The sequence below is a fragment of the Vibrio sp. 10N.261.55.A10 genome (assembly GCF_041470825.1).
Lineage (GTDB): Bacteria > Pseudomonadota > Gammaproteobacteria > Enterobacterales > Vibrionaceae > Vibrio > Vibrio crassostreae_C.
This window is the reverse complement of the sequence record NZ_JBFRNC010000038.1, coordinates 19,543-32,121: the sequence shown is the minus strand read 5'-3', so window position 1 is coordinate 32,121 and position 12,579 is coordinate 19,543. Positions and strand designations below refer to the sequence as shown.

Sequence of the window (12,579 nt, the reverse complement as noted above, 5' to 3'; positions counted from 1 at the left end):
TAAAAGGATTGAATGTAGGAATATTATGAACTCAATATACGACTATATTATCGTTGGTGGCGGCATTGTTGGCGTGTCTACGGCTTGGCAATTACAGCAAGCTCACCCTGATAAAAGTATCCTTTTAGTCGAGAAGGAACGTGGTTTCGCGCAGCACCAAACTGGCCATAATAGCGGGGTGATTCATGCTGGTGTTTACTACGCTCCGGGCAGTTTAAAGGCGGATTTTTGTAAACGCGGCGTAGAGCGCACCATCGCCTTTTGTAGCCAACACGATATCCCCGTCGAAAACTGCGGTAAGTTGTTGGTCGCGACCAATGAGCAAGAAGTGGAGCGAATGAATGCGCTCTATAAGCGTTGCCACGATAACGATATTGATGTTGATTTGTTGGATCAAGCTCAGCTCAAACTTGCCGAGCCAAATATCACGGGTTTGGGTGCGATTTATGTCAAAACCACCAGTATTGTCGACTACAAAAAAGTCACCGAAGTGATGGCTCAAGAGTTTGTTGAAGCAGGTGGCAAACTTAGCCTTGGTACTGAAGTGATCTTGGCCGATGAGCAAGAAGATGAGGTGCAGTTAACGTGCAAAGTAGATGGTCAGACTCTTCAACTCAATAGCCGATTCTTGATCACTTGTTCTGGTTTGATGGCCGACAGAATGACCAGCATGCTTGGCATTGAAACCGACTTCCAAATCGTGCCTTATCGCGGTGAGTATTATCAGTTAGACGCTAAGCACAACCAAGTGGTGAATCATCTTATCTATCCGATCCCTGACCCAGAACTGCCTTTCTTGGGCGTGCATTTAACACGCATGATTGATGGCTCCGTAACAGTAGGGCCAAATGCAGTTCAAGGCTGGAAGCGAGAAGGTTATGGCAAGCTTAACTTTAGCTTCAAAGACACTTGGCAGATGCTGAGCTTTGCGGGTTTTTGGAAAGTGACTGCGAATCACTTGAAAACGGGTTTGGTCGAGTTTAAGAACTCGTGGTGGAAACCGGGATATCTAAAGCTAGTGAACAAATACTGCCCGAGTATTACGGTTGATGATTTTAAGCCTTATCCTGCTGGGATTCGTGCTCAAGCGGTGCTGAAAGATGGCACCTTGGTTCATGATTTCCTGTTTGCTGAAAGTCCAAGAAGCTTGCATGTGTGTAATGCACCATCGCCTGCAGCGACTTCGGCGATGCCGATTGGTGAGTATATTTGTACTAAGGTGATGAAAAAGACGACTAGATGAAAACTGAAGATCATTGATCGAACTTTTCTCCAAAGAGAATAAAAAATCCGCGAGCTCAATTCTATTAAGGGATCGAACTCGCGGGTTTTTAGTTTTCGCCATGTTTGTTCGGATTAACGTTAGTTAGTCAGTCAATTAACCTTACAGCCAATCAGGAACGAAATTAGCAACGATAGATACGTCTCTGAAGTTGCGATAGCCACGCACCATGATGTTGAACTCACCCGCAGGCATATCTAACACACACTGTTCGTTGCTGCTGTTCTGGTATGGGCGACAGTCGTAGCTTGCTTTTGATACGGTGCCATTGTGTTTCACATAAAGGTCGGCATCGCCACTACGAGGGCCTGTTAATGTTACCGTTAACTGACCTGCACTTTCCGTCGTAAATGTGAAGAATTGCTCTTCACCATATCCTGCAGAAAGCCCTTCAACGGGGACGTCATTTTGCAGCTCTTTAGGGCCAGCAACCGGTGAATCAAGGCTGGTTTCGACAAGGTAAGCAATCGCCAACTTAGCGAACTTGGTCGCGTGTGTTGCGGTTGGATCGGAATTCTCAAGCGTGTCGTGTTGGGTATGAATACTTGGGTTGTAATCATTGAACATGCTCTCGAATGGCATGGCAGCTGGGTAGCCAACATTGTGCCAAGAGGCGTGGTCAGAACAGGCATAGCCACAATCATCGAAACCGTAACTGATCTCACTAGCGTAAGTGTCGATCAGCTCGCTTAAGTAGGCGGTTAAGTTACTGTCGGTATAGTCCGTGATGAAGGTGATATCGTGCGCTGAACCGTTGTAGTTGGTCATGTCTAATTGCAGTACCGATACAACGTTTGCTTGCTCATCTCTTAAAGCGTTGGCGACATCTTGTGAGCCGCGTAGCCCGACTTCTTCTGCAGCATAACCATAGAACTTAATGGTCTTGTCTGGCTGAATGCCACTGGCGATCATCAGGCGAAGCGACTCAGTTACGGTCGCAATACCAGACGCATCATCATCGGCTCCGGGTGAGATGGTGCCTTCGCTTGTCCAAGATCCAACGGTCGAATCAAGGTGCCCACCAACAACGACGATCTCTTCAGGATATTTAGCGCCAAGCAGTGTCACTTCAACGGATTTTTGCGGATATTCGGCATGCGTGATCTGGCGTGCAGACGCATAAGGCACATCTTTAATTTCCGTCTCCCAACGTTCTAAAAGCCAATCTGAAGCAGCGACACCAGTAGAAGTAGTATAAAAACGGTTGGTGAAGTTGGTTAGATTTTCGATGGTCGTGACCATGTTGTTCGGCTCGACCTGAGCGAGTAGGTCGTTCACCGTATCTTGATGGCTGATAACTGGCTTTTCGAAGTTGCTCATGGTCAGTGGCATAGCTGCCGCTTTGAGTGCGCTTGCTTTGTCTTCGTGCACCATGTAGCCACCACAACGGTGGGTTTCTTCGTGCATGTGGCTAGATAGTTTCGCCAGCTCTTTCTGGTTGATTTTCGCGACGATGGAATGCTTGTTTCCTGTCACGCCTGGGTAAACCGTTGCGCCATGTTGAGTCATAATATGTTGTGCGTCCGCATCGGTGGTGATCCAAACCTCTTCGTTCGCTGGTGGTGTGATACCTAGGGATGCGTAAGCCGCAGTACTGTTGATTAGGGTTAACGATCCCCCGAGCACAGCTAAAGCTAGCATGCTTTTTTGAATAGCCATTTGTCGTCCTTTTTATCGTGAGTATTGTTATGTTGATGGGTTCGATTTTTGTGTAATGCGTAGGTTTTTCATGTAGACGTTTCATTCGCTAAATAGCTCATTGCCAAATAGCGAAAAGGGCTCCTATAAGGAGCCCTGAATCTACTTTCGATTATTGAGTTTTAATGAAGCGGTAATGCTTGGTTTCTGAACAGATATCGCTTGAGGTACACACTTGGTACTCCACATCCACTGTGCCGTTGTGACGGAACTTGTCGACGTATGAGTTGAAGTCTGTAGCACCAACATTCTTGCCATTACGCTTAATAACGAAGTAGTCATTGGTGTCGTAATCCCATGCCAGCTTAACGCGAGCTTTGCCATTCGGGTTTTTGTTACCAAACTTCAGTTTTAGTGGGAAGCCTTCTGCCGAATCACCTTCAATCGTGATCGATTTGCTTGTTGATGTTGCAACACCTGCATCGTCAGTCACGGTTAGAGTCACCAAGTAGTCGCCAGCTTCAGCGTAGGTATAATGAGTCACTTCACCTGTTTGTGTGTTGCCATCTCCAAGGTTCCATTGGTAAGAGACGATCTGGCCATCGCTGTCCGAACTTGTACTGCGTAGCTCGACCTCTTTGCCGACAATGGTGTGTTCGAAAGAAGAGACTGGCGGTACGTTAGCATTGCCTGATTCGTATGATGCTTTCAGATTTGCACCTGCGTAATCTGAGTAACCCAGAATGTTCACCGTGTAGCGACCGGCTGTTGGGTTTTCAATCACACACACTTCATCGGTTACACTTTCACTCTTACAGATATTCTCTTGAGAGCTTGGCGCATAATCTAGACCGACATACATATCCGGATCACCAGTAGAGACAGCAAGATCAATCGTTAGCTTGTCTTGGCCTTCTGGTACTTCGATATCGAAGTAAGTTTTTGAGCCGGTTTCACCAGCAACTGCGGCTTCAACACCGTTTTCAAGGCGTTGATATTCCGGTTCTGGCGGCAGTGGTGGCTCTGCACATGGGGTAACACCCACCAGACCGAACGCAGAAACAACATCATCGGCACTGTAGCCAAGGTCGGTTGCTGAGTTTTTCACGCCACAAGCACCCTGCCAGAAGTCGCTGTTTTCAGACCAGTAGATCTGGTTGGCTAACACGAACAGTTCGAACGCTTTCTTGGTATCCCAACCTTGTGTGGTTGCAAGATGGTAGAACGCCTTGTTGAACACGCCGGAGCTGTAGTGCACGTTTAAGCCATCGTAGTACTCGGATGCATTGTTGATTGAAGAGCCATCGCGTGATGGATCGTCCATGTAACGCAGTGCACCTTCGCCTTTAAAGATATTGCGTCCGACCATCCAGTCGTTGGTGCCTTTCATGTAGTATTCAGCCGCTTCACCCGCCATGTCCGAGAAGGCTTCGTTCATACCGCCGGATTGGTTTGCGTATATCAAACCTGAGTTTTGCTCAGTGAAACCGTGGCTCACTTCATGGGCTGATACATCTAGGCTAACAAGCGGGTAAAAGAAGCTCTCCCCATCACCAAAGGTCATGGCTCTGCCGTCCCAAAATGCATTCTCGTAGTTTTCACCGTAGTGAACACGCATCATGAGCTTGAAGGAGAGTGGCGCTGTGTCGAACCAGTTTTTATACATATCGAACACGATGTTGCCAAAGTAATGGGCATCGTTGAGTGGTGAGAATGCGCCGTTCACGGCTTTATATTCGTTACGAGGACATTCATAGCTGTAAGTGGTGTCGCCGTCGGTCGCGCCATTAAGGTCAACGGTAACGACATTTTCAGACTCCATTACACACTCTGTGCCCACTTCTTGAACATCAAGGTAGTGGTAGTCGGTGCCGTATTCGTACATGCCGGTTTTTTCGTTGCCGCCAGGGCCAGTGCCGATCTGAGCATGGGCAATACCTTCCCAGCGGTCGATGACTTCGCCTGTGTGCGCGTCTAGCATGGTGAACGGTCGAGTCGGCTGTTCACTGCCTTCTACTAGGTAAGAGACAACGTACACTAGTCGTGTTTTATCTACGCTTTGCTGTCCGATGCCTTGCTTCACAGAGCCTTGATAGATAAATAGCTGATGTTGAACGTTGTCTAGAGATTTGCTGGTTAAGCCTTGAGTCTTTAGATCTTTACTTGCGAGTTCAACCGCTTGAGCGCTGTTGATTGATGGCTTAACAAAAGATCGCTCTAGGGTCGTTGTTTTAAGGTAGCGACCTTGAACGGACTTAAGTGCGCCACCTTGGACACTTTGGGTGGCATTTAGGTAATGTCCCCATACCGGTGTTCCCCAGATGTTCTGCTGGATCTTAACTTTATAGATACCACGCTTTTTCAGGTTTACTTCTTTCACCATCTTGAAGCTAGAGGCGTTACTGACTCCTAACTGAGCGTTTAACCCAGAGAAGCTAGTAAAGTTGATCGGTTGATCGATTTGAACGGATTCACTTGCATGCACTGACAAAGACATAGCACTGGCTATAGCAACGGCAACTAAACGTTTTCTTATTTTCATTGTTGTTTTCTCTTTCCATGTAAAATCCAAGAAAACGTAACAAATTAATCACAGCGAATTTACATCATTCGATCTGATTAATTAGTAGCATGGCAATGATCTCTTTTATTCATGAAACTTATATTTCTCGTATTTACAGATAGTTATCATTTCTGTTTATTTTTGAACGCACCTATATGTTTATTTATAAAATCATGACACTTTTATTAAGTGTTTATTTCTCTTGGAAATTAAGATTTTCGAGTAAATTGATCTGTGCCTCAATTAACGGATTCTGGGTTGATAGAAGGATCAACGATTTGAAAGTGTCACTTTAAACAGAAGGCCATTTAGCGAATTTAGGGGCAATTTTGATAAGAAATCGAAGACTTTTCGGCTTATTTTTCGAATTGTTAGTTAAAAGAGGGAAGGGGAATCGGGCACTTGTTTGGCACAGAGCACAAAATCTGCTGGATGAAAAAAGCCAGCGACGGGTCACTGGCTTAGATTAACTTAGTTTGTGCAGGCTACTGAATATAGGTAGGCAACTGCGACACTTAATTATGGTACGTGGCTAACGTCACTATAGCGAATTACTGCTTTTTACCGCCAACTTGTACGTAGTCGATACCGATAATACGGTTGATGATACCCAGAACAGAGCTCGTATCAGAGTTTGTTGAGCGAATCGTATCAAGCGTTGCACCTTCAGGTACTAATTCCATTGCGCGGTCTTGAGTGTTACCTGGCACTTGGAAACCGACAATGTTGAAGCTCTCAGCGTGCGCTGTGTAAACTTCTTCATTGTGGTTAATACCTGAACAACCTGCTAGAGAAACAATGCCTAAAACAACTAATAACTTTTTCATAAAAATACCTTAAGAATGATTGGAACCGAGATGGCAAGCCACAAAAGCAGTGTCGTGATTATCAAGATTCAATAAGTTCATGGGAGACAGCATCTCCCGACCGATGTTGAACATTATTCCAGAGGTGTTTTGTAGTTACTGTATGGGTTTGTCAGCTGAATCATTACACAGCTGAATGGTAATGGTGAATACCGCACCCTTTAAGGCTTGGCTCTGACCTACCTCCACGGTAGCGCTATGTTGAGCACAGATCTTTTCGACGATAGAAAGCCCTAAACCATGGCCGCTCTTGGCTTTGTTACGCGCTTTGTCGCCAACGTAAAACGGTTCAAACAGGTGAGCTTGATGCTCCTTTGCCACGCCATCACCATCATCATGCACCGCGATCTGTAGCTTATCTTGATGCACGCTTGCTTCAATTGACACTTGCGAACGTGCGAACTTCATTGCGTTACGAACGAGGTTATCTAGTGCTCGGTTGAGTAGCGTTTCATCCGCCATTATCGAGCTAGGTTGCTCTGGCAGTGATAGGTCGATGCTGAGCTGAGTGTCTTTGTTCCAGCGCGTCATTGCGTGGTCGAGAAAGTCTCGTATCTCTAATGGTTGTTGTAAGTTTTCTAGGTCAGTGCTACCGAGTTTGGCGTAATACAATAGTTCATCGACCATCTTTTCCATCTCTTCCGTGTCTTCGACAATGCTCTCAATCGTGCTCTCTTGCTCTGCGTTTAGTTGGGTGTCTTTCAACATTTCAGCTTGCCACTGAATACGGAATATTGGCGTGCGCAGTTCATGAGCGACAGCATTAGTGAGTGAGCGATTACTTTCTACTAAGCGATGAATTCGATCGGCCATTAGGTTGAAGGATTTGTTCAATGAACCAATCGCAATACCACTTGAAGTCTCGGCTCGTGTCGAGAGATCCCCTTCAGCAAAACGCAGAGTGGCAGCCTCAAGCTTTTTAACTCGGCGGAAGATAATAAATAGATGACATAAGCCATATAAGATAAAGCTCGCTAAAAAGAACAACCAAATGAGGTCATCCTCCAACTCTATTTTTTGCCTAACGAACGCTTCACTGTTGGGGAGGTAGTGATAGGTATTGTCACTGCTTGCTAAGCGAAACCATAGGTCCCGTTCATCATCGTGAAAAACAAAGGTATTCGGATTCGTGCTGAAGAACTCTGAAACGGGGCTGGGTATTTCATCGTCTGGGCTGAATGTAACCAATTTATTTCGTGTGGTTTCTACAAACTGGTTTATCGCTTGATGAGCCGCTTCAAGGCCTTGATTTTTAGCGATGTTCTCGATCAATTGCTGGTGGGCAGCCGCTTCGTAATCTTCCAGTACGTATTCGTAGTCGGTATTGAGCTGATAGACGCTAATCTCGTAGGCGACAAGGCCGGCCATAAAGCAAACTAACAGCCCTATTAAGGACTCCAAAAAGATACGTCGCATAATCGCTCTCTTTTATTACGCTCGTATTGAGCGAGGTTAACGCCAGGCGGTCGAAACAAATAAGTAACCCTTCCCGCGAATGGTCTGAATTTTCTCTGCTGGTGTGTGGTCGTCGCCCAAAATCTTTCTTAGACGTACAACCTTGTTGTCAATCGTCCGGTCTATTCCGTCGTACTCAATCCCGCGCAATGTTTGCGTCAAGTAGTCACGAGATAACGGCGTGTCTGGGTTGCTTGCCAATAACCAAAGTAGGTCAAACTCGCTGTCAGTGAGTGATAAAACCGCACCTGAAAGTTCACACTTCTTATAAGTGTTTTTCAGAACGAGTTGATCGAACTGAAGGGTGTCTGAGTCATCGACTGAAGCGGTATTGGTGTCTTGGCGGCGTAATAGCGAACGAACTCTGGCCAGCAGAACTCTTGGTTTGATTGGCTTGGTGACATAGTCATCAGCCCCTGTCTCTAAACCAGCGACGTGGTCAAAGTCGTCATCGCTAGCAGTGAGCATCAAGATTTTACCTTTATAGTGCGTACGCGTCTGTCGGCAGATTGTAAGTCCATCAGTTACAGGAAGCATCAAATCCAGCAGTACGATGTCAGGTTGCTCCGTGAGGATGGTGTGTGCGGCATCACTGCCATCGTCCAACACCGTGACATCAAAATCTTGCGCGACGAAGTAGTCCTGCAACATTTTCTGAAGTTTCAAATCGTCTTCCACGATGATCATTTTAGGTTTTGTCATTCCATTATCAGCCTTGTCGTGCGTTTCACTTATTGAGATTAGGTGAGCGAGTCTTCGTCGTGATGAACCATTACGATTATACGCTATTGCATATAAGTTCAGATGCTTCGCCAAATACCTAAAGCGAATGATTAAACACTTTATAAGTTAGTTCAATGATGAATTGGCATTTATAGGAAAATAAAAAACATCGTTCAAATAGGCTCGACATTCTCATACATTTCCACGACAGATAAATTCAGCGCTAAACAATAGAATTTTCTCATCAAACATTTTGGGAATAACGGTATGAACGACTATAGAAATGCATTACTGGCGTTACCTTTGATTCTGTTAGCGGGCTGTAATTCAAGCTCTAACTCAGGTAAAGCTGCCACCAAAGTGCAAGCAAAACCTCAAGCGGATTACGTATTTTCATCAGCGAAACTGGGTGAGTTGTATAAAGAGCGACAAGAGGTCCAAGAATCCATAAAACTTGATTACAACGGTGTGCAGTATGAAATCGTTCTGTTTGCGGAAGATATTAGTGATAAGCAAAAAGTGGTTAGGCTTGCGGATAGTTTAGGTCAAAGTGTGGATCTGTACCTCCCTGATGCAGGATTTGATAGCTGCGGTATCTACACAGAGAGCAAGGGTTTGGACGTGTTTGATTGTGGTGCGGCTCAACGCTCAATCGGCAATGACACCACGTTAATTAACACGACGACGAATACTCATAAGCCCGTCGAGCTTGAGTATCACAATGAACTGGTTCAATACGTGACTAGCCTTGGGTCTACCATTCTGAGTAACACTAAAAGTGGGAACAAGGTAACGATAACCACCTCGTTTGCTTTCAACGCTTTTTACCGTGATGTGCTCAACGAGACTGGCGCTGTTGATCGCATTACTTCCACTCTAGGCGCATCAACCTATTCTCAGCTTTTTGATATCGTGAAATTGTATCAAGGCAGTGAGATGACGTTGAAGTTTACCAACCATATTGGTGGAAGTGCCGACGATGATATCAATATGTACACCGGTCGCATGATCCACAGTAACAACATGACGACGATCGTAACGCCTACGGGGTCGGTGTTCTCTGGCGGCACGGATCTTTTCGCTGCGGGTAACCCACGAGTTTTGCAACGAGCAGATACCACTAAAGCCATTGAGCTTAATAAGCAGGTTGGTGTGCACAGTTGGGCTGAGGATGATAAAACAGCCAAAGACTTCCCATACACGAACGAAAGCCATCGCAAGCAAGCGACCTACTTTAAAAAGGTAATGGGAGACAAAGGAATCGACTTCTATATCTTCACGTTGGATTCTGCTCCGGCTTCTGGCGAACACTGGGTGACTAAGGCTGAGTCAGATAAATACGGTTTCATCACACGCATTGAGTAGCTTAGGCTTGCAATAACATTAGAAACGACTGAGAAGGTTGGTGATGACGCTGTTGTCGCCAACCTTTTTTGTTCATTTTTTGATTCGTTACCTGTGTTGATTGTGGATTTCCTTGTCTTAAATTTCAGTATGAAAATTCCTTGATACTTCCTTTCCACTCCCTCCCCAAAAAGTTTCTACAAGGACTCTCACTGATTGATTCTTGAACTTTCTAAGCAAAAACATTTGACCAATAACTATCACACCTCAAATCTTTAATTGTTTTCGTTAGTGCTCTAAATGATATTTAAGTTGTTGTTCCATAATGATTTTTGTTGTTTTGAATGTTGTGTTGTTACGAGTTTGTTTTAAATAATCATTTGAACCCTAACTAAATTTCTGTCATTTTATATTTAACTGAACGTTCAATATAAAATAAAAGGACTGAGAAATGCCGAAGGTTGGGATGCCTGATATACGTAAACCACAGCTTGTTCAAGCCACCATGACGGTGATTGATCGAGTGGGTTTGCATGCCGCGAGTATTGCGTTGATCAGCAAAGAAGCGGGAGTCTCCACTGGCATTATTAATCACTATTTTGGCGGGAAGCATGGGCTGCTCGAAGAGACCATGCGTGAAATCCTTCGCCAACTTTCTAATACCATCACGACTTCACTAAAAGCGCTTCCTGTTGATGCTCACCAACAGAGAATCAACGCGATCATCGATGGTAACTTCGAAGGTTACCAAGCAGAAAATAAGGTCGCGAAGGCGTGGTTGGCATTTTGGTCATATTCAATGCATGACGAACAGCTGAAAAGACTGCAGCGTGTGAATGAAAAACGTTTGATTTCACACTTACGTCTTGAGTTGAAAGGTATTTTGAATCATGAACAAGCGGATCTCGTTGCTCACGGGATTGCGTCTCTGATTGATGGTTTATGGCTGAGAGGCACACTAAACCCAGATGGTATCGATGCTCAAAAGGCGCGTGCCATTATCAATGATTATCTAGATAAACAACTTACGTTCTATTCGTGTCACAGCAAATAGATCGCAGTGGTAGCGTTAGACCTTGAGCTAGACCTAGAGCAAGAGCAAGAGCTAGAACGACCACTATTCGCACCCAATACTCACATATAGACCAGTAGAGTCTAATAACAATAATTAAGTCAGAATCTCAAATGGAAATGAACTCGTTATACATCGATGGCGCAGCGGTTAAAGCAACCTCTGGTGAAACCTTTGATAGCATTAACCCTGCCAACGGTGAACCTATCGCGACGCTAGGCCAAGCATCTTCAGCGGATGTCGACAGTGCTATTGAATCTGCGAAACGCGGATTTGCGGTATGGTCTGCAATGACCGCTGTGGAACGCAGCCGCATTCTTTTGAAGGCAGTGGAAATACTTAGAGCTCGAAATAATGACCTTGCAAACCTTGAGGTTGTTGATACGGGCAAGCCGCTGCAAGAAGCAATTGAAGTGGATGTGGCGTCTGGTGCTGATGTTATTGAATACTTTGCTGGCTTGGCACCAACGCTACAAGGCGACCAACAGCCGCTGAGTGAATCTCAATTTTTCTACACACGCCGCGAACCGCTAGGTATCTGTGCGGGCATCGGCGCGTGGAACTACCCTATCCAAATTGCGATGTGGAAATCGGCTCCAGCACTCGCTGCGGGTAATGCGATGATTTTCAAGCCTTCAGAAGAGACGCCGCTCACAGCTCTAAAGCTTGCAGAGATCTTTACTGAAGCTGGTCTTCCTGATGGCGTGTTTAACGTGGTTCAGGGCGATTACCGAGTAGGTCAAATGCTAACGGCGCACCCAGATATCGCGAAAGTATCGTTCACGGGCGAAACCGGTACCGGTAAAGCGGTAATGTCGGATAGCGCTAAGACACTGAAATCAGTCACCATGGAACTTGGCGGCAAGTCACCAATGATCGTGTTTGATGATGCGAAATTGGATGATGCAGTTTCGGCTTCGATGGTCGCAAACTTCTACACTCAAGGCGAAGTGTGTACTAACGGTACCCGTGTTTATGTACACAAAAATATCTACAACGCATTCATCGATCAACTTAAAACACGCACTGAGAAGCTGATCATTGGTAACCCAATGGACATGGAGACTCAGATCGGCGCGTTGATTTCTAAAGAACACCTTTCAAAAGTCCTTGAAGCAATTGAGCTAGCAAAACAGTCGGGTGCAACCCTGCTGACGGGCGGCTATCAAGTGACAGATAACGGCCTCGAAAACGGCAACTTTGTTATCCCAACCGTGTTTGTGGATTGCGAAGACAACATGCCTCACGTTCAGCAAGAAATTTTCGGCCCTGTGATGTCAGTGTTGAAGTTTACGGACGAAGACGATGTGATTCGCCGCGCTAACGACACCAAATATGGCCTTGCGGCTGGTGTGTTCACGCAAAACCTTTCTCGTGCGCACCGTGTTATTCATCAAATGCAGGCAGGTATTTGTTGGGTTAATACGTGGGGCGACTCACCAGCAGAAATGCCAGTTGGGGGTTACAAGCTTTCGGGTGTTGGCCGTGAAAATGGACCAGAAACCCTACTTCACTATACGCAGACTAAGAGCATTCTTATTGAACTTGGCGACTACGCCTGCCCTTATGCCTAACGCGTAACACTCAATTTTATGGGTTAGCTTAACAGAGCTAGCCCTACTGACTCATCTCAGGG

The 12,579-nt window shown here is 45.6% G+C and carries 9 protein-coding genes; 4 read left to right on the top strand and 5 right to left on the bottom strand.

All coding sequences use genetic code 11. From position 1 onward, the window contains the following. Nucleotides 1-25 precede the first annotated feature (25 nt). The gene (lhgO, locus tag AB4274_RS12780) at nt 26-1,243 is read left to right on the top strand and encodes an L-2-hydroxyglutarate oxidase (protein ID WP_136978610.1); all 1,218 of its coding nucleotides are present in this window, start codon (nt 26-28) and stop codon (nt 1,241-1,243) included. A 141-nt stretch (nt 1,244-1,384) separates the two neighbouring features. On the opposite strand, the gene AB4274_RS12775 is transcribed toward lhgO, so the two are convergent. The 5 genes from AB4274_RS12775 to AB4274_RS12755 all read right to left on the bottom strand — a co-directional run bounded on the left by AB4274_RS12775 (nt 1,385) and on the right by AB4274_RS12755 (nt 8,506). Then, the gene (locus tag AB4274_RS12775; protein ID WP_372112205.1) at nt 1,385-2,941 is read right to left on the bottom strand and encodes a M28 family metallopeptidase; all 1,557 of its coding nucleotides are present in this window, start codon (nt 2,939-2,941) and stop codon (nt 1,385-1,387) included. A 151-nt stretch (nt 2,942-3,092) separates the two neighbouring features. After that, nucleotides 3,093-5,462: a M4 family metallopeptidase gene (locus AB4274_RS12770; RefSeq protein WP_372112204.1), complete on the bottom strand. Its 2,370-nt coding sequence runs from the start codon at nt 5,460-5,462 to the stop codon at nt 3,093-3,095. A gap of 572 nt (nt 5,463-6,034) precedes the next feature. Beyond that, nucleotides 6,035-6,310, bottom strand: a complete 276-nt coding sequence (locus AB4274_RS12765) for a hypothetical protein (RefSeq protein WP_372112202.1) — start codon at nt 6,308-6,310, stop codon at nt 6,035-6,037. 135 nt (nt 6,311-6,445) lie between these two features. Further along, on the bottom strand, nt 6,446-7,765 hold the full coding sequence (locus AB4274_RS12760; protein ID WP_372112200.1) for a sensor histidine kinase: 1,320 nt from the start codon (nt 7,763-7,765) through the stop codon (nt 6,446-6,448). A 36-nt stretch (nt 7,766-7,801) separates the two neighbouring features. Then, nucleotides 7,802-8,506, bottom strand: a complete 705-nt coding sequence (locus AB4274_RS12755; RefSeq protein ID WP_029235682.1) for a response regulator — start codon at nt 8,504-8,506, stop codon at nt 7,802-7,804. A 288-nt stretch (nt 8,507-8,794) separates the two neighbouring features. Here AB4274_RS12755 and AB4274_RS12750 point away from each other — a divergent pair, with 288 nt between their 5' ends. The 3 genes from AB4274_RS12750 (at nt 8,795) to betB (ending at nt 12,517) form a co-directional block, all read left to right on the top strand. Then, nucleotides 8,795-9,892 carry an alpha/beta hydrolase gene (locus AB4274_RS12750; RefSeq protein WP_102393797.1) on the top strand — a complete coding sequence of 366 codons (1,098 nt, stop codon included), beginning with the start codon at nt 8,795-8,797 and terminating at the stop codon, nt 9,890-9,892. Nucleotides 9,893-10,322: 430 nt separating this feature from the next. After that, entirely contained in the window at nt 10,323-10,925 is a 603-nt protein-coding gene (gene betI, locus AB4274_RS12745) for a transcriptional regulator BetI (protein ID WP_004732441.1), read from the top strand. A 131-nt stretch (nt 10,926-11,056) separates the two neighbouring features. Continuing rightward, a complete protein-coding gene (gene betB / locus AB4274_RS12740; protein WP_372112198.1) occupies nt 11,057-12,517 on the top strand; it encodes a betaine-aldehyde dehydrogenase in 1,461 nt (486 codons plus the stop codon). Nucleotides 12,518-12,579 lie beyond the last annotated feature (62 nt).

Excerpts from the sequence above, each read along its gene's own strand:
- AB4274_RS12755 (WP_029235682.1), bottom strand. The coding sequence starts at position 8,506 with ATGACAAAACCTAAAATGATCATCGTGGAAGACGATTTGAAACTTCAG.
- lhgO (WP_136978610.1), top strand. The coding sequence starts at position 26 with ATGAACTCAATATACGACTATATTATCGTTGGTGGCGGCATTGTTGGC.
- AB4274_RS12765 (WP_372112202.1), bottom strand. The coding sequence starts at position 6,310 with ATGAAAAAGTTATTAGTTGTTTTAGGCATTGTTTCTCTAGCAGGTTGT.
- AB4274_RS12775 (WP_372112205.1), bottom strand. The coding sequence starts at position 2,941 with ATGGCTATTCAAAAAAGCATGCTAGCTTTAGCTGTGCTCGGGGGATCG.
- betB (WP_372112198.1), top strand. The coding sequence starts at position 11,057 with ATGGAAATGAACTCGTTATACATCGATGGCGCAGCGGTTAAAGCAACC.
- AB4274_RS12770 (WP_372112204.1), bottom strand. The coding sequence starts at position 5,462 with ATGAAAATAAGAAAACGTTTAGTTGCCGTTGCTATAGCCAGTGCTATG.
- AB4274_RS12750 (WP_102393797.1), top strand. The coding sequence starts at position 8,795 with ATGAACGACTATAGAAATGCATTACTGGCGTTACCTTTGATTCTGTTA.
- betI (WP_004732441.1), top strand. The coding sequence starts at position 10,323 with ATGCCGAAGGTTGGGATGCCTGATATACGTAAACCACAGCTTGTTCAA.
- AB4274_RS12760 (WP_372112200.1), bottom strand. The coding sequence starts at position 7,765 with ATGCGACGTATCTTTTTGGAGTCCTTAATAGGGCTGTTAGTTTGCTTT.